The organism is Mycobacterium sp. NTMscope_MAC_12 (assembly GCF_976985675.1).
Genome location: NZ_CDRJYY010000001.1, coordinates 3,832,151 through 3,848,784 on the forward strand (window position 1 = coordinate 3,832,151; position 16,634 = coordinate 3,848,784).

Annotated in this window: 16 protein-coding genes; 4 read left to right on the forward strand and 12 right to left on the reverse strand. The window is 70.6% G+C overall.

Annotation, left to right across the window (positions count from 1 at the left end; all coding sequences use genetic code 11):
- Positions 1-2 precede the first annotated feature (2 nt).
- From ligA to AC0KS4_RS17590, 4 genes are all read right to left on the reverse strand, one after another.
- Complete coding sequence (gene ligA, locus AC0KS4_RS17575) at positions 3-2,084, reverse strand: NAD-dependent DNA ligase LigA (protein ID WP_238956538.1); 2,082 nt, start codon at positions 2,082-2,084, stop codon at positions 3-5.
- 48 nt (positions 2,085-2,132) lie between these two features.
- On the reverse strand, positions 2,133-2,468 hold the full coding sequence (locus AC0KS4_RS17580) for an ArsR/SmtB family transcription factor (RefSeq protein WP_238956539.1): 336 nt from the start codon (positions 2,466-2,468) through the stop codon (positions 2,133-2,135).
- The gene (locus AC0KS4_RS17585) at positions 2,465-2,947 is read right to left on the reverse strand and encodes an SRPBCC family protein (protein WP_008259062.1); all 483 of its coding nucleotides are present in this window, start codon (positions 2,945-2,947) and stop codon (positions 2,465-2,467) included. Before AC0KS4_RS17585 ends, AC0KS4_RS17580 begins: the two co-directional genes overlap by 4 nt.
- A 64-nt stretch (positions 2,948-3,011) precedes the next feature.
- Complete coding sequence (locus tag AC0KS4_RS17590) at positions 3,012-4,028, reverse strand: uroporphyrinogen decarboxylase/cobalamine-independent methonine synthase family protein (RefSeq protein WP_238956540.1); 1,017 nt, start codon at positions 4,026-4,028, stop codon at positions 3,012-3,014.
- Positions 4,029-4,127: 99 nt separating this feature from the next.
- Between AC0KS4_RS17590 and AC0KS4_RS17595 the strand changes: the two genes are divergently transcribed.
- Positions 4,128-4,772 carry a sensor domain-containing protein gene (locus AC0KS4_RS17595; protein ID WP_238956541.1) on the forward strand — a complete coding sequence of 215 codons (645 nt, stop codon included), beginning with the start codon at positions 4,128-4,130 and terminating at the stop codon, positions 4,770-4,772.
- Between the two features lie 7 nt (positions 4,773-4,779).
- Here the strand turns inward: AC0KS4_RS17595 and mnmA are convergent, their stop codons facing one another.
- From mnmA to AC0KS4_RS17625, 6 genes are all read right to left on the reverse strand, one after another.
- A complete protein-coding gene (gene mnmA / locus AC0KS4_RS17600; RefSeq protein ID WP_238956542.1) occupies positions 4,780-5,856 on the reverse strand; it encodes a tRNA 2-thiouridine(34) synthase MnmA in 1,077 nt (358 codons plus the stop codon).
- A complete protein-coding gene (locus tag AC0KS4_RS17605) occupies positions 5,857-7,035 on the reverse strand; it encodes a cysteine desulfurase family protein (RefSeq protein ID WP_238956543.1) in 1,179 nt (392 codons plus the stop codon).
- A 33-nt stretch (positions 7,036-7,068) separates the two neighbouring features.
- Positions 7,069-7,953, reverse strand: a complete 885-nt coding sequence (locus AC0KS4_RS17610) for a lysophospholipid acyltransferase family protein (RefSeq protein WP_238956544.1) — start codon at positions 7,951-7,953, stop codon at positions 7,069-7,071.
- Positions 7,950-8,810: a GNAT family N-acetyltransferase gene (locus AC0KS4_RS17615; RefSeq protein WP_238956545.1), complete on the reverse strand. Its 861-nt coding sequence runs from the start codon at positions 8,808-8,810 to the stop codon at positions 7,950-7,952. Before AC0KS4_RS17615 ends, AC0KS4_RS17610 begins: the two co-directional genes overlap by 4 nt.
- A 231-nt stretch (positions 8,811-9,041) precedes the next feature.
- On the reverse strand, positions 9,042-9,998 hold the full coding sequence (locus tag AC0KS4_RS17620; RefSeq protein WP_225326553.1) for an electron transfer flavoprotein subunit alpha/FixB family protein: 957 nt from the start codon (positions 9,996-9,998) through the stop codon (positions 9,042-9,044).
- A 50-nt stretch (positions 9,999-10,048) separates the two neighbouring features.
- Entirely contained in the window at positions 10,049-10,849 is an 801-nt protein-coding gene (locus AC0KS4_RS17625; protein WP_225326552.1) for an electron transfer flavoprotein subunit beta/FixA family protein, read from the reverse strand.
- A gap of 286 nt (positions 10,850-11,135) precedes the next feature.
- Between AC0KS4_RS17625 and AC0KS4_RS17630 the strand changes: the two genes are divergently transcribed.
- The 3 genes from AC0KS4_RS17630 to AC0KS4_RS17640 are packed head-to-tail and all read left to right on the forward strand — an operon-like array spanning position 11,136 to position 14,795.
- Entirely contained in the window at positions 11,136-11,960 is an 825-nt protein-coding gene (locus tag AC0KS4_RS17630) for a class I SAM-dependent methyltransferase (protein WP_225326551.1), read from the forward strand.
- Positions 11,957-13,537: a 1,4-alpha-glucan branching protein domain-containing protein gene (locus AC0KS4_RS17635; RefSeq protein WP_238956546.1), complete on the forward strand. Its 1,581-nt coding sequence runs from the start codon at positions 11,957-11,959 to the stop codon at positions 13,535-13,537. The genes AC0KS4_RS17630 and AC0KS4_RS17635 overlap by 4 nt, the downstream gene beginning before the upstream one ends.
- Before the next feature lie 13 nt (positions 13,538-13,550).
- A complete protein-coding gene (locus tag AC0KS4_RS17640; RefSeq protein WP_238956547.1) occupies positions 13,551-14,795 on the forward strand; it encodes a glycosyltransferase family 4 protein in 1,245 nt (414 codons plus the stop codon).
- Between the two features lie 21 nt (positions 14,796-14,816).
- Here the strand turns inward: AC0KS4_RS17640 and AC0KS4_RS17645 are convergent, their stop codons facing one another.
- Together AC0KS4_RS17645 and AC0KS4_RS17650 are read right to left on the reverse strand one after the other, a co-directional pair.
- The gene (locus AC0KS4_RS17645; protein WP_238956548.1) at positions 14,817-15,896 is read right to left on the reverse strand and encodes an NAD-dependent epimerase/dehydratase family protein; all 1,080 of its coding nucleotides are present in this window, start codon (positions 15,894-15,896) and stop codon (positions 14,817-14,819) included.
- A 36-nt stretch (positions 15,897-15,932) separates the two neighbouring features.
- On the reverse strand, positions 15,933-16,616 hold the full coding sequence (locus AC0KS4_RS17650; protein ID WP_238956549.1) for a phosphodiesterase: 684 nt from the start codon (positions 16,614-16,616) through the stop codon (positions 15,933-15,935).
- Positions 16,617-16,634: the final 18 nt, after the last annotated feature.

Sequence of the window (16,634 nt, forward strand, 5' to 3'; positions counted from 1 at the left end):
GCTTATTCCGCCGGCGTTTCCGGCGGACCGTCGGCCAGCAGCTGCCGGAAGCCGTCCTCGTCGAGGACGGGCACCCCCAGCTCAACGGCCTTGTCGTACTTCGAACCCGGCGAATCGCCGGCCACGACGTAGTCGGTCTTCTTCGACACCGACCCGGAGGCCTTGCCCCCGCGCGCCAGAATCGCCTCCTTGGCGTCGTCGCGTGAAAAGCCGGCGAGCGACCCGGTGACCACCACGGTCAGCCCCTCCAGGGTGCGGGGCACGCTGGTGTCGCGTTCGTCGGCCATCCGCACGCCGGCGGCACGCCACTTGTCGACGATCGCGCGGTGCCAGTCGACGGTGAACCATTCGGTGAGTGCCGCGGCGATCGTCGGGCCCACCCCCTCGACCGCCGCGAGCCGCTCGGTGGAGGCCGACATGATGGCGTCCAGATCGCCGAACTCGGTCGCCAGGGCGCGCGCCGCCGTCGGCCCGACATGCCGGATCGACAACGCCACCAAAACCCGCCACAGCGCAACCTTTTTGGCCTTGTCGAGGTTGTCGAGCAGCCGTCTGCCGTTGGCGGACAGGGCGCCCGCCTTCGTCCGGAACAGCTCGGTGCGCAACAGGTCGTCCTCGGTCAGCGTGAACAGGTCGCCCTCGTCGGCGATCACGTCTGCCTTCAGCAGCGCGACGGCGGCCTCGTAGCCGAGCCCCTCGATGTCGAACGCCCCGCGACCCGCGACGTGAAAGACCCGCTCCCGCAGCTGCGCCGGACAGGACCGCGCGTTCGGGCAGCGGATGTCGGCGTCGCCCTCCTTGGCCGGTGCCAGCGGGGTGCCGCACTCGGGACACGTTGTGGGCATATCGAATTCGCGCTCGGAGCCGTCGCGCAGGTCGACGACGGGCCCCAGCACCTCCGGGATCACGTCGCCGGCTTTGCGGATCATCACGGTGTCGCCGATCAGCACGCCCTTGCGCTTGACCTCCGCGGCGTTGTGCAGGGTGGCCAGCCCGACCGTCGACCCGGCCACCTTCACCGGCGTCATGAACGCAAACGGCGTGACGCGCCCGGTGCGCCCGACGTTGACGCGGATGTCGAGCAGCTTGGTCTGCGCCTCCTGGGGCGGGTACTTGTAGGCGACGGCCCAGCGCGGCGCGCGCGACGTGGTCCCGAGCCGGCGCTGCAACGCGACATCGTCGACTTTGACCACCACGCCGTCGATCTCGTGCTCGAGCTCGTAGCGGTGCTCACCCCAGTAGCCGATCCGCTCCTCCACCGCGGCCAGGCCGCGCACGCGTGCCGTTTGCTCGGCCACCGGCAGCCCCCACGCCTTCAGCGCGGCGTAGGCCTCGTGCTGGGTCTTCGGGGCGAACCCTTCGGTGCGGCCGATGCCGTGGCAGATCATCCGCAGCTTGCGCCGGGCGGTGACGGCGGGATTCTTCTGGCGCAGCGACCCGGCGGCGCTGTTGCGCGGGTTGGCAAACGGCGCCTTACCGTCCTCGACCAGGCTGGCGTTGAGCGCCTCGAAATCGGCGAGCAGGAAGAACACCTCGCCGCGCACCTCCAGCAGGTCCGGCGTCGGGAAGTCCTTGTCGGCGGACAGCCGCTCGGGCACGTCGTCGATGGTGCGCGCGTTGAGCGTCACGTCCTCGCCGACCCGGCCGTCGCCGCGGGTCGCGGCGCGTTCCAACCGGCCGTCGCGGTACACCAGCGACAGCGCCACCCCGTCGATCTTGAGTTCGCACAGGTAATGCGGTTCCTTGCCGACCTCGTTCTCGACGCGATTGCTCCAGGCCACCAGCTCGTCGCGGTCGAACACGTCGTCGAGGCTCAGCATCCGTTCCAGGTGCTGCGCCTCGGCGAAGTCGGTGGCGAAGCCCGCCCCGCCGACCAGCTGGGTCGGCGAATCGGCGACCCGCAGCTCCGGGTGGCGCTCCTCCAGCGCGAGGAGCTCGTTGAACATCGTGTCGAATTCGGCGTCCGAGATGATCGGCGCGTCCTTGATGTAGTAGCGGAACTGGTGTTCACGGACCGATTCGGCCAGGTCCTGCCACTGCCGCCGAACCTCGGGCGCTACCGAATCAGCTTCTGCTGAGCTCACCTTGGCAGGCTATCCGAGGACACCGACGCAAAACCCGGCGCGCTCGACTCAATCCTCCACTCCGTCTTCCACGAAGGACCGCAACCGCTCCAGGGCCGCATCCCACCTGCGGGACAACTGGTCGAGGTAGTCGCTGGCCGACGCCAACGGCCCGGTCTGCACCGTCCACACGCGCTCGCGCCCCCGCCGGCTGCTGGTGACCAGTCCGACCGACTCCAACAGCTGCAGGTGCTTGCTCGCCGCCTGCCGGGTGACCGGGACGACGCTGGTGACCTGCGACGTCGAGCTCGGGCCCTGATCGCAGAGCCGCACGATGATGCGCAGCCGGTTCGGGTCACCGAGCGCACCGAAGATCGGGGCGCCGACGGCGACTCGTCCGCTCATACCCGAACGCCCTCGATGTACTTGCGCACCAGCGTGGTCTGGATCGCCCAGCCTTCGCCGTTCGCCTCGAACGACGCGCCGCGGCGGGCCTCCGGAATGGCCTCGAAACCGGATTCGGTGATGGTCAGCAGCACGCCGTCGGACCGCTCGGCGAGGGTGAACTCGACCAGCGTGGTCGGCTCGCCCTCATAGTCGACCTCCGGGTCGATGGCGAAGGGATGCCAGCGGTAGGCGAACCGCCGCCGCGGCTCGACGGCGACGATCTGCCAGGTGCTCGTCACGCCCGCGTGCGACTGTTGGCGCTTGGCGACCTCGCCGTCGACGGTGGTCGGGCTGATCGCCGCGGTCACCGATGTCCCGGCGACGAACGGCCCGTCGAAGCGCACCCCGAACCAGCGGCCGAATTCCTCGGCGTCGCTGATGGCCCGCCACACCCGCTCCAGCGGCGCGCGCAGCACCACCTGCTTCTCGATCTTCATATGCAACCTCCTGGTTGCCTATTAGTTCAGCACGGCGCGGTAAGAAGCGCAACCCCTCGGTTGCCTATTGGATGGCGTCGGGATCCTCGGCGAACATCCGGGCGGCCTTGCGGGCGAGCTCGATCGCGGTGCGGGCCCATTCGGGCGTGGCGCCGGCCAGACCACAGGCCGGGGTGACGCCGATGCGTTCGCGCAGCGCCGAGCGGGCGAAGCCGAGGCGATCGGTCACCGCGACCACCGCGGCGGCGACCTCCTCCGCCGACGGCCGGCGCGGCGGGGTCTTGGTCGCGACGACGCCCAACATGACGGCGCGGTCCGACTCGACGAATGCGGCGATGCCGTCGAGGTCCGCCGCGCTCAACGTGCCCGCGTCGACCGATATCGCGCCGAACATGCTGCGCTGCAACAGCTCCCAGGGCAGGCCGGGTGCGCAGCAGTGCAGCAGCACCTCGCCGCCCACCGTCTCGGCGCAGGCGTCGAGCAGGCCGCCGGCCACCGCCTCGTCGAGCGGGGCCACCGGGCTGAGCGCGGTCACCCCTCTCAGCCCTCCGCCCAGCGCTGGTGGCAGCGACGGCTCGTCGAACTGAACCACCACCGGCGTCTCGAGGCGCCGGGACAGCTGCGCACGATGCGCGGCCACGCCTTCGGCCAGCGACACCGTCAGGTCGCGCAGCGCCCCGGGGTCGGTGATCGCGCGGTGGCCGTTGGCCAGCTCGACCTCGGCGGCCAGCGTGATGGGGCCCGGCGCCTGCACCTTGACCACGTGGCCGGCGTTGCGCAGGCCGGCGGTCTCCCACGCCTCCTCCAACGCGTCCATGTCCTCGTCGAGAAGGCTGATGGCGCGGCGGGTCACCGCGCCCGGCCGGGCGGTAAGGCGGTAGCCGCGCGGCGCCGTGTCGATGGCGACGTCGACCAGCAGCGCGCCGGCCCGGCCCAACATGTCGGCGCCCACGCCGCGGGCGGGCAGCTCGACGATGTGGGACAGCGCGCCGGCCAATTCGCCGACGACCACGGCGGCGGCCTCGCGCGCGGCGATGCCGGGCCAGGAACCGACACCGCTGGGCCCCGCGAAAACACTCACCGGCCAACCGTATTCGACGGCACCTGGGCCACCCGTCGGCAGGGGCTGTGTGCCGAGCGGCGGCGCGGGTAGGTTCAACGCCAGAGGGGTGCAAAAACGGTGTCGCAGAAGACGAAGTGGGCGAGGCTACTGCTGTGGTGCGGGGCGGCGCTGCTGGCGGTGTCGTGCACCCGGGTGGTGGACGGCGCCGCCCTGGCGGGGCCCGACGCCAACCGCAGGGTGGTTCAGGGGGTCGACGTCGACACGATCCTGCTGGACCAGTCGCGGATGCGTGCGATCACCGGCGCCGGTGAGCATTTGACCATCATTCCCTCGATGGACGGCACCAGCCCGGTGAACATCGACGCGCTGGCCGAGACCGCGCCGCGGGAGTGCCGGTTCATCTACGACGAGACGGCGACCTTCGGGCACGACCTCGCGGCGTTTCACAAGACGACCTTTCAGGACCCGCCCGACGGCGCGTTGATCTCGGAGGGCGCCGCGGCCTATCGCGATGCAGACACCGCGCGCAGCGCCTTCAACGCCCTGGTGGGCACCGTCGGGGACTGCGCGAACGGCTCGGGCGGGCAGCTCTATGTCGGCGACTGGAACGCCGACGGCACCTCGCTGCACCTGCGGCCCGGTGGCTGCGGCCGCGACTATCGGATCCTGTCGGTGGCGATGCTGGAAGTCACCTTCTGCGGCTTCGCCCAATCGGTGTCCGACATCGTGATGACGAACATCGCCGCGAACGTCCCGCGTTAGCAGCCGATCAACGCGACGTTGCGGCGATGACGGCGCTGCCGAGCACCTCGTCCCCGTCGGGGTCGGGCCGGTACAGCACCAGAGTCTGGCCCGGCGCGACGCCGCGCAGCGGGACGCGCAACCGCACGACGAGTTCGTCGTCGACGAGTTCGGCCACGGCGTCGGCCGTTTCACCGTGCGCGCGCACCTGAACCGCGCACTCGATGGGACCCGACGGCGCCACACCCGAGGTGAATACCGGTGCGCGCCCGACCAATTCGCGAACATCGAGATCGGCCGCCTCCCCCACCCGCACGGTCGCGGTCTCGGCGTCGATTGCCGTCACGTAGCGGGGTCGTCCGTCGGGGCCGGGCCCGGCGATGCCCAGCCCTTTGCGCTGGCCGATGGTGAAACCGTGCACCCCGTCGTGCTCGGCGAGCACCGCCCCCTCCGCGTTGACCACGGCGCCGGGGCGAACCCCGATGCGCGCGCCCAGAAAGGCCCGGGTGTCGCCCGACGGGATGAAGCAGATGTCGTGACTGTCCGGCTTTTCGGCGACGGCCAGCCCGCGCCGCGCGGCTTCGGCGCGGATCTGCGGCTTGGGGGTGTCCCCGATCGGGAACGCCGCGTGGCGCAGCTGCTCGGCGCTGAGCACGGCCAGCACATAGGACTGGTCCTTGTCGTGGTCCACGGCGCGGCGCAGCCGTCCGCCGGAAAGCCGGGCGTAGTGACCGGTGACCACCGCGTCGAACCCGAGCGCTACGGCTTTCGCCGACAGCGCCGAGAATTTGATCTTCTGATTGCACACCACGCACGGGTTGGGGGTCTCGCCGCGCGCATAGGACGACACGAACTCGTCGATGACGTCCTCCTGGAATTTCTCCGCGAAATCCCAGACGTAGAACGGTATTCCGAGCACGTCGGCGACCCGGCGCGCATCCGAGGCGTCCTCCTTCGAGCAGCAGCCCCGCGAGCCGGTGCGCAGCGTGCCGGGCGAGGACGACAGCGCCAGGTGCACGCCCACCACCTCGTGTCCGGCGTCGACCATCCGGGCGGCGGCGACCGACGAGTCGACGCCACCGCTCATGGCGGCCAGCACTTTCACTTAGGACGCCCCCGCGGCGGCCAGCGCCGCCCGCCGCGCGCGGTCCACCGCCCCGGGCAGCACCCGCAGCACCGCATCGACGTCGGCGTCAACGCTGGTGTGCCCCAAGGAGAGTCGCAACGATCCGCGGGCGCTGGCCGGGTCGGCGCCCATGGCGATCAGCACATGCGACGGCTGCGCGACGCCGGCGGTGCACGCCGAACCGGTCGAGCACTCGATTCCGTTGGCGTCCAGGAGCATCAACAGCGCATCGCCCTCGCAACCGCGGAACGTGAAGTGCGCGTTGCCGGGGAGGCGCAGCGGGTCGCGGGCGCCGTTGAGGGTGACGTCCTCGATGCCGCCCAGCACGCCGTCGATCAGCCGGTCCCGCAGCGCCCGCAGCCGGGCGCTGTTGACCTCGAGCCCGTCGACCGAGACCTTGGCCGCCGCGGCCATTCCGACCGCACCGGCCACATCGGCCGTCCCCGAACGGATGTCGCGCTCCTGGCCGCCGCCGTGTGCGAGCGGCACGCACGCGACGTCGCGGCGCAGCAGCAGCGCGCCCACGGCGGCGGGACCGCCGAACTTGTGCGCGGTCACGCTCATCGCCGACAACCCGCTCGCGGCGAAGTCGACGGGCAGCTGCCCCACCGCCTGGATGGCGTCACTGTGCATGGGCACGTCGAATTCGGCTGCGACGGCGGCGAGTTCGGCGGTGGGCAGCACCGTGCCGACCTCGTTGTTGGCCCACATGACGGAGACCAGCGCGACATCGTCGTGGCGGGTGAGCACCTCGCGCAGCGCCGCCGCCGACACCGAGCCGTCGGCCGCGGCGGGCAGCCACGTCACCTCGGCGCCTTCGTGCTCGACGAGCCAATTGACCGAGTCCAGCACGGCGTGGTGTTCGACCTCACTGGTGACGATGCGCCGGTGCCGCGGCTCGGCGTCGCGCCGGGCCCAGTAGATGCCCTTGACGGCCAGGTTGTCGCTCTCGGTGCCGCCCGCGGTGAAGATGACCTCCGAGGGACGGGCCCCTAGCCTGTCGGCGATCAGTTCACGGGATTCCTCGATGCGGCGCCGCGCCGCCCGGCCGCTGGTGTGCAGCGAGGAGGCGTTGCCCACCGTGCCCAGCGCAGCCGTCATCGCCTCGACGGCGGCGGGGTGCATCGGGGTGGTGGCGGCGTGATCCAAATAGACCATGACGCGACCCACGATACCGGCCCGCCGGTGGGCTCAGGCCACCAGCACGTGCCCGTGACCAGCGCACCGGGCCGTCCCGGCGCCCACCGCCGACTGGCAGCGGCCCGCCAGCGCGCGCCGATCGGTCCCCGGGAGCTGCAGCGACTCGACGTGCACCTGCGCCAGCGTTCGGCGCTGGGCGAGCAGCCGGCGGATCGAGCCCGGCAGCGTCTCGTCGCCGACGAAGGCCGGCACCGTCGACGGGGTGCCGTCGCCGTGATGGTAGGTCAGCCGCACGGGCTGCACCGGCCGGCCGGCATCGATCGCGGCCTGGAACATGGCCGGGTAGAAGGACCCCCGGCCTCGGTGGGAGGGTCCGGCTTCTCCTCCGGCCGCGTCCCGGCCGGCATCGTCGCCGGACGAACCACACCAGGTGGTGCCCTCCGGAAACGCCACGACCGTCTGGCCGGCGCGCAACCGGCGGGCGACGGCGTCCACCACACCGGGCAGCCGCCGCAAACTGGACCGCTCGATCGGGATGACCTGGCACATGCGCGCCACGATCCCGGTCGCCGGCCCGCTGAACATGTCGGCGCGGGCGACGAACGACCCCGGCAACACCGAGCCGATGGCGAAGACGTCGAGCCACGACATGTGTGGGCTGACCACCAGCACGCCGCGCAGGTTACGAATCGGGTTGCCCGACACCGCTATCCGGACACCGAAACAGCGCAGCACCGACCGGCAATAGAGGCGCTGCACGCGGGTGCGACCCGGCAGCGGCACGGCCAGCAGCGGCAGCCCCGGCGCCAGCAGCAGCGCCAGCAGAACGCGAAGCGCCACCCGCAGCGGCCGGGCGCCCACCGCGTCGCCGGCACCCACGCAGCCGGCGTCGCACGACGCGCGCGGCAGCCAGGCATGCCCGGCGCCGGCGCTCATCGGTACCCGGCCGCCGCTGCGCTGGTCAGCCCGGAGGCGGCCGACACCGATCGGAGTCGCTTCAGGTATCGGGTGTCGGCGTGCTGTTTGCCCAGCAGCACGCAGAAGTCCCCGACACCGAAATCCGGGTCGTGCGCGGGTTCCCCACACACCTGGGCGCCCAGCCGCAGGTAACCGCGCATCAGCGCCGGGACCGACGTCCGCGCGGGCGGTGGGATGTCGTCGAGGGCCGTCCCGTCGACGAGGACGGGACGGTGTGGCCGCACCCGGTACCGCGGCGGCGCCCCGTGGCGGGCCAGGATGACGTCGCGGACGCCGCGCAGCCGGCTGCCCGGGGGCTGGTCGTCGGGCTCGCCGCCGATGGGCACCGACACGCATCCGGTGACGTGGTCGTAGCCGTAGCGGTCCAGGTACGCCAGGATGCCGGCCCACATCAGCAGCACCACGCCGCCGTTGCGGTGCCCGTCGCGCACCACGGCGCGCCCCATCTCCACCAGGGACGGCCGCAGCGAGTCGAAGGCCCGGATGTCGAATTCGGTGGCGGTGTACAGCCCGCCGGCCGCGATGGCGCCCGCCGGCGCCAGCATGCGGTAGCAACCCACCAGCTCGCCGGTGTTGTCGTCGCGGACCAGCAGGTGGTCGCAGAACTCGTCGAAGCGGTCCTCGTCGCGCCGGTCCGAGCCGTGGCCGTCGTCCGGCGGCACGGCGAAGCCCGGTGTGCTGGTGAAGACGTCGTACCGGAGTCGCTGCGCCGCCTCGATCATGTCGGGGTCGGTGGACAGCAACAGGGAGTACCGCGGTGCGGTGGCCGCGCTACCCGGCTTGTCGGCGGGGATGAGGACGGAAGCGATGCTCATGAGACACAACGTGGCGTAGCCGGTGAGCTGGTCGGCATCGACGCTGTGACGTGTCGGTGCACGTCAGATGACGAAATGACCGAGCCCGTCTGCCGTTGTCGCTCGGAGGTGGGTACGACGGCCCATCCCTCCGCTAGGCACTGGTGGGGCCCTTGTGACGCACGGGGTTTGCGGGTGGGCCGAAAAAGCCCCCGGCACCGCCGCGCCGGGGGCTCTTCGAGGCCGAGAAACTCAGCCCTTGCGTGCCTTGATCGCGTCGGTCAGCTGCGGAGCGACCTTGAACAGGTCGCCCACCACGCCGTAGTCGGCGATCTCGAAGATGGGTGCCTCTTCGTCCTTGTTGACCGCGACGATGGTCTTGGAGGTCTGCATCCCCGCGCGGTGCTGGATGGCGCCGGAGATGCCCAGCGCGATGTAGAGCTGGGGCGAGACCGTCTTGCCCGTCTGGCCCACCTGGAACTGGCCCGGGTAGTAGCCGGAGTCGACGGCGGCACGCGACGCGCCGACGGCCGCACCCAGTGAGTCGGCCAGGGCCTCGACCACGCTGAAGTTCTCGGCGCTGCCCACGCCGCGACCGCCGGACACCACGATGGTGGCCTCGGACAACTCGGGCCGGTCACCGGCGACCGCGGGCTCGCGGGCGGTGATCTTGGTGGCGTTCTCGGCGGGGGCCGGGACCTCGACGGTGACCTGCTCGCCCGCACCGGCGGACGGCTCGGCGTCGACGGCGCCGGCGCGCAGGGTGATCACCGGGGTGTCGCCGTTGGCCTGCGCCTCGACGGTGAACGCGCCACCGAAGATGGAGTGGACGGCCTTGGGGCCTTCCTTGACCTCGACCACGTCGACCAGCAGACCGGATCCGATCCGGGCGGCGAGCCGGCCGGCGATCTCCTTGCCGTCGGCGCTGGCGGCCAGCAGCACCGCCGCGGGCGCGTTCGATTCGGCGAGCGCGGCCAGCACGTCGACCACCGGGGTGATCAGGTAGTTGTCCGCGTCGTCGGACTCGGCGACGTAGATCTTGGCGGCGCCGGCCTCCTTCAGCCCGTCGGCCAGCGGGGCGGCCGTTCCCGGCGCCCCGACCACGACGGCGGAGGGCTCGCCCAGCGCGCGGGCGGCGGTGATCAATTCGGAGGTGACCTTCTTCAGCGCACCTTCCGCGTGCTCCACGAGCACCAATACTTCAGCCATGGTTATATCGCTCTTCTCGTCTCAGGAATGGTCTTCGATGGGGTGCTCGACTAGATGATTTTCTGGCCGACCAGGTACTGGGCGACCTGGTTGCCGCCCTCGCCCTCGTCGGTGACCTTCTCACCCGCGGTCTTCGGCGGCTTCGGCGTCGACGACAGCACGGTGGATCCGGCGTTGGCCAGCCCGACCTCGTCGCTCTCGACACCGATCTCGGCCAGGGTCAGCACCGTGACCTCTTTCTTCTTGGCGGCCATGATGCCCTTGAAGGACGGGAAGCGCGGCTCGTTGATCTTCTCCGTGACGCTGACCACGGCAGGCAGCGTGGCCTCGAGGTTGAAGACGCCGTCGTCGGTCTCGCGCTCACCGGTGACCTTGCCGCCCTCGATGGACAGCTTGCGCAGGTGGGTGAGCTGCGGCAGGCCCAGGTACTCGGCGATGATGGCCGGCACCGCCCCGCCGGTGCCGTCGGTGGCCTCGTTGCCGGCGATCACCAGCTCGGTGCCCTCGATGGTGCCCAGCGCGCGGGCCAGGGCCCACCCGGTCTGCACCACGTCGGAGCCGTGCAGGCCGTCGTCCTTGAGGTGGACGGCCTTGTCGGCGCCCATCGACAGCGCCTTGCGGATCGCTTCGGTGGCGCGCTCGGGACCCGCGGTCAGCACGGTGACCGATCCCTCGACGCCGTCGGCGGCTTCCTTCTCCCGGATCTGCAGGGCCTCTTCTACCGCGCGCTCGTTGATCTCATCGAGCACGGCGTCTGCAGCCTCGCGGTCCAGCGTGTAATCGCCGTCTGTCAGCTTGCGCTCTGACCAGGTGTCTGGGACCTGCTTAATCAGGACCACGATGTTCGTCATGAGTGTGGTTCGTCCTCCTCGAAGGGGTCCGCAGCGATCGACTGCGAGACCTCGGTACGCGTTTTTCGCAACGCACAGCCGTGTTACTACCCGGTAACTTTGTGCGGTATGCCTTCACACCATAGCTGGTGGCTCAGGCCATATTGCCCGCTCCTCCCCCGTCCGCTGTCCCGGACGGGATCGTCGCCGGGCGGCAGGTTCGTGCAGCCCGTCCGCCGCCTGAGAAGCGGGGCCACCCACTTTCGTGGTTCGCGAATCCGACACTTCGCGTTAGCCTGCCTATGCAATGAGCGCACTGGTCCCTGACGTCCCCCCGCGCGCCCCCGGCGATTCCGCGTCGGCGGGCGACGCGATGTTGACGCTGACGGGCGAGCGCACCATCCCGGGGCTGGACATCGAAAACTACTGGTTCCGCCGCCACGAGGTCGTCTATCAGCGGCTGGCCGAGCGTTGCGTGGGCCGCGAGGTGCTCGAGGCGGGCTGCGGCGAGGGATACGGCGCCGATCTGATCGCCGGTGTCGCCCGCCGCGTCATCGCCGTGGACTACGACGAGTCCGCCGTGGCCCACGTCCGCTCCCGCTACCCACGGGTGGACGTCATGCAGGCGAACCTCGCGCAGCTGCCGCTGCCCGATTCCTCGGTCGACATTGTGGTCAACTTCCAGGTGATCGAGCATCTGTGGGACCAAACACAATTCGTCGTCGAGTGCGCGCGGGTGCTGCGCCCGTCGGGGCTGCTGATGATGTCCACGCCGAACCGGATCACGTTCTCACCCGGGCGCGACACCCCGATCAACCCGTTCCACACCCGCGAACTCAACGCCGGCGAGCTGGCCGAGCTCCTCGTCGGCGGGGGTTTCTCCGACGTGTCGATCAGCGGCCTGTTCCACGGTCCGCGGCTGCGGGAGATGGATGCCCGGCACGGCGGCTCGATCATCGACGCGCAAATCGCGCGCGCGGTAACCGACGCGCCGTGGCCACCCGACCTGGCGGCGGACGTCGCCGCGGTCACCACGGATGACTTCGAGCTGATAGAGAGCGGATCCGGGGCGGCGACCGGCCGGCACATCGACGACAGTCTCGACCTGATCGCGATCGCGGTAGCGCCGTGACCTCAACGCAAGACCGGGTCCCCGGCCTGTTTACCCTGGTTTTGCACACCCACCTCCCCTGGCTGGCCCACCACGGCCGCTGGCCGGTCGGTGAGGAATGGCTTTATCAATCTTGGGCGGCGGCCTACCTGCCGCTGATGCGCGTGCTGAACACGCTGGCGGGCGAGGATCGCCGGGGGCTGATCACGCTCGGCGTCACACCGGTGGTGAACGCCCAACTCGACGACCCGTATTGCCTTGGCGGCATGCATCATTGGCTGGCGAACTGGCGGCTGCGCGCGACCGAGGCGGCCAGCGTGCGGTCGATTCCCCGGTCGAAGTCGGCCGGCTATCAGTCCTGCACACCGGAAGCGTTGCGCGCCTTGGGAATTCGCGAGGAAGCGGAGGCCCACAGCGCGCTCGAGGACTTCGCCACCCTGTGGCGGCACGGCGGTAGCCCGCTGCTGCGCGGCCTGCTCGACGCCGGCACGGTGGAGCTGCTCGGCGGGCCGCTGGCCCACCCGTTCCAACCGCTGCTCGCGCCCCGGCTGCGCGAGTTCGCCCTGCGCGAGGGGCTGGCCGACGCCGGACAGCGGCTGGCGCACACCCCCAGCGGCATCTGGGCGCCCGAATGCGCGTATGCGCCCGGGCTGGAACACGACTACTCCGCGGCCGGCGTCACGCATTTCATGGTCGACGGCCCGTCGCTGCACGGTGACACCGCCCTGGGCCGGCCCGTCGGCGACACCGACGTGGTGGCGTTCGGCCGCGACCTGCAGGTCAGCTATCGGGTGTGGTCGCCGAAGTCGGGCTACCCCGGGCATGCCGCCTACCGCGATTTCCACACCTATGACCACCTCACCGGCCTGAAGCCGGCCAGGGTCACCGGCCGCAACGTGTCCTCGGACGCCAAGGCGCCCTACGACCCCGAGCGCGCCGACCACGCGGTCGACGTCCACGTCGGGGACTTCGTCGAGACGGTCCGCAACCGCCTGCTCTCGGAGTCCGCGCGCATCGGGCGGCCCGCGCACGTGATCGCCGCCTTCGACACCGAACTGTTCGGCCACTGGTGGTACGAGGGCCCGACCTGGCTGGAGCGGGTGCTGCGCGCCTTGCCCGAGGCCGGTGTGCGGGTGGGCACCCTGAACGACGCGCTCGCCGACGGCTTCGTCGGTCAGCCGGTGGCCCTGCCGCCCAGCTCGTGGGGTTCGGGCAAGGACTGGCAGGTGTGGGCGGGCGACCAGGTCGCCGACCTGGTGCAGCTCAACAACGAAGTGGTCGACACCGCGCTGAGCACCGTCGACAAGGCGCTGTCCCAAACCGCGACGCTGGACGGGCCGATCCCCCGCGACCACGTCGCCGATCAGATCCTGCGCGAAACCTTGCTCACCGTCTCCAGTGACTGGCCGTTCATGGTGAGCAAGGACTCGGCCGCCGACTACGCCCGCTACCGCGCCCACCTGCACGCGCACGCCGCCCGTGAGATCGCGGGGGCGCTGGCGTCCGGGCGGCGCGACACCGCGCAGCGCCTGGCGCAGGGGTGGAACCGAGCCGACGGACTGTTCGGCTCCCTCGACGCGCGCCGGCTGCCCCGATGAGGTGGGTCACGACGTGAAAATCCTGATGGTGTCCTGGGAGTACCCGCCGGTGGTCGTCGGCGGGCTCGGCCGGCACGTGCATCACCTGTCCACCGCGCTGGCGGCCGCAGGCCACGACGTGGTGGTGCTGTCGCGCCGACCCACCGGAACCGATCCCCGGAGCCATCCGTCGTCCGACCACGTCAGCGAGGGCGTCCGGGTGATCGCGGCCGCGCAGGATCCGCACGAATTCGCCTTCGGCACCGACATGATGGCCTGGACGCTCGCCATGGGCCATTCCATGGTCCGCGCCGGGCTGACCGTCAAGCAACCGGACCGCAACCACGCGTGGCGGCCCGACGTCGTGCACGCCCACGACTGGCTGGTGGCCCATCCGGCGATCGCGCTGGCCCAATTCTATGACGTGCCAATGGTTTCCACGATCCACGCGACCGAGGCCGGTCGGCATTCCGGCTGGGTCAGCGGTGCGCTCAGCCGTCAGGTGCACGCGGTCGAGTCCTGGCTGGTGCGTGAATCCGATTCGCTGATCACGTGTTCGGGATCGATGGCCGACGAGATCACCGAACTGTTCGGCCCCGGGCTGGCCGAGATCACCGTGATCTGCAACGGCATTGAAACGGCGCGGTGGCCGTTCGCGGCGCGCCGGCCGCGCACCGGGCCCGCCGAACTGCTCTACCTGGGGCGGCTGGAGTACGAGAAGGGCGTGCACGACGTCATCGCCGCGCTCCCGCGGATCAGGCGCACCCACCCGGGAACCACACTGACCATCGCCGGCGAGGGCACCCAGCAGGGCTGGCTCATCGAGCAAGCCCGTAAACACCGGGTGCTCAAGGCGATTCGCTTCGTCGGCCACCTCGAACACGCCGAGCTGCTGGCCGTATTGCATCGCGCCGACGCCGCGGTGCTGCCCAGTCACTACGAGCCGTTCGGCATCGTGGCGCTGGAGGCGGCCGCGGCCGGCACCCCCCTGGTGACGTCGAACATCGGCGGTCTGGGCGAGGCGGTGATCGACGGTCAGACCGGCGTATCGTGTCCACCCCGCGACGTGACCCGGCTGGCCGCGGCGATCCGCACGGTGCTCGACGATCCGCGCGCCGCGCAACAACGCGCCCATGCCGCCCGCGAACGCCTCACGTCCGACTTCGATTGGCACACGGTGGCCGACAAGACCGCGCAGGTGTATCTCTCGGCCAAGCGCGGCGAGCGGCAGCCGCACGCACGGCTCCCCATCGTCGAACACGCCTTGCCGGACCGGTAGCGGTTTTTGACGGCGGGGCTCCTAGGGCACTTGCCGGACCGTGAGCGGGCCTTCGTGGACGTCGCGCGCGATGGCCTCGGCGAACGACCGCGAATGCAGGACCGGGCTGCGGGTCCCCGATTCATGAAGGAAGCCGTCGATGAGGTCGGCCAGCGCCGCCACCGCATCCCAGCGCGGCGACCATCCCAGCACGGTGCGCGCGCGGCCGGTGGCCAACAGCGGCAACGAAAACGCCATATCCAGCCAGCCGCGGTCCAGGGGCTGCAACCTCGCCCGCCACGACGCCTCCACCAGCAAGCCGAGCAGCGCCGACGGCACGTGCACGGGGCGTGCCCGCACCGCCCGCGCGACGTCGTCGCGCCCGACCGGCGGCTCGGCGGCCAAGTTGAACGCCCCCAGCGCGCAACCCTCGATCGCCTTGACGCACGCGTCGGCGACGTCGTCCGCGTGCACGATCGACACGCTCAGCGAGCGATCCAGCGGTAACAACGGCAGCCAACGCAGCCAGTGCGGGTTCACGTACGCGGGCAGGGTATAGCGGCGCAGGCCCGGCGCAGCGTCGCGCTGCATGATGAATCCGGGCCTCATCCGGGTGATTCCGACCCCGTCGGGGTTGTGCCGCTCGTAGCCGTCGAGCATGTGCTCCACCGCGGACTTCGCCCTGCTGTAGGCGGAGGAACGGATGCCCGCGGTCGAGAAAGTCTCATCGACCTTCTGTCCATATCGCCCGGCGGCGTAGGTCCCCACCGACGACATGTGCAGCAGGTGAGGAACTTTGGCGTTGTGTGCCGCGCTCAATACCGCCGTGCTGCCGTTGACGGCGACGGCGTCCAGGTACCGCCTGTTGCGGGTGGGCTGAAATCCCCACGCCAGATGAACCACGCGGTCGGCTCCGCGAAAGACGTTGAGCAACTGAATCTCCACGCCCGGGTCGGCCAGGTCCAGCTCATGCCAGCGGACGGGCCGGTACACGTCGTCCGGAGGCGGTCGCCTGCGGGTGATTCCGACGATCTCGTAGTCGGAGCCGTCCTCGGCGAGCCGGCGCAGCAGCGCGGTGCCGACATTGCCACTGGCGCCGGTGATCACGATGCGCTTGGACACCGGTTACCTCCTTCCCACGCGCTCTCGCTCACGTGGCTACGCATCGGCGTCCCTGCCGTCACGGCTGTTCCGATATGCGCGGGCACGCAGATCGGCGAGCCAGCGCGGGTGCAGGTTCAGGCCGGGCGCGGTGTTGACGACGGGATCGAACGACACGTCGTGATGGGCTTCGTCGTCGATGACGGTGGTCAGCGTCAAACGACCCAATGGTGTGAAATGGCCTCTGCCGCAGGCTTGGTCGAGTGTGATCTCGATATTGCCGCGTTCGAGACGGTTGCGGAAGGTGTCCAGCGACAGGCCGAGGCCGTCGATGTCGCCCGGGGTGCGGGCCCGAAGCCACCAATTGTTGTTCTGATAATGCAACGGCATCAGGGTGGTCAGGGTCCGGCCGTTCCACGACACGGTCGGCCGCAGCGCCACCGCCCGGGACAGCACCCCCGACCCCGCGGACACCAGCAAGATGTCCCAGGGCTTTCCCGCCGGCCCCGGGGGCGGCAACCGGAAGGCCAGGCCGACGAAGTCGGGCAGCGCGCCGGGTGTGCCGCTGGCCTTGGATACCCGGGCAACGATCTCCGACGACGGGATCGGCAGGCCCTGACCCGCCGGGGCGACGCGTTCGACGAAGCCCCTCGCCAACACTCCGGTCGGATGAAAGAGCCGCTTGCCCCGGATCGCGGAGCCCCATTGGAAGGGCACCGCCACGAGTTCTAAAACGTTCACCGGCGGCGGATTCCCGTT

Coding starts and splice junctions, on each gene's coding strand:
- AC0KS4_RS17580 (WP_238956539.1), bottom strand. CDS start 2,468: ATGAGCGGACGAGTCGCCGTCGGCGCCCCGATCTTCGGTGCGCTCGGT.
- AC0KS4_RS17585 (WP_008259062.1), bottom strand. CDS start 2,947: ATGAAGATCGAGAAGCAGGTGGTGCTGCGCGCGCCGCTGGAGCGGGTG.
- AC0KS4_RS17605 (WP_238956543.1), bottom strand. CDS start 7,035: ATGGTCTATTTGGATCACGCCGCCACCACCCCGATGCACCCCGCCGCC.
- AC0KS4_RS17610 (WP_238956544.1), bottom strand. CDS start 7,953: ATGAGCGCCGGCGCCGGGCATGCCTGGCTGCCGCGCGCGTCGTGCGAC.
- AC0KS4_RS17615 (WP_238956545.1), bottom strand. CDS start 8,810: ATGAGCATCGCTTCCGTCCTCATCCCCGCCGACAAGCCGGGTAGCGCG.
- AC0KS4_RS17620 (WP_225326553.1), bottom strand. CDS start 9,998: ATGGCTGAAGTATTGGTGCTCGTGGAGCACGCGGAAGGTGCGCTGAAG.
- AC0KS4_RS17625 (WP_225326552.1), bottom strand. CDS start 10,849: ATGACGAACATCGTGGTCCTGATTAAGCAGGTCCCAGACACCTGGTCA.
- AC0KS4_RS17630 (WP_225326551.1), top strand. CDS start 11,136: ATGAGCGCACTGGTCCCTGACGTCCCCCCGCGCGCCCCCGGCGATTCC.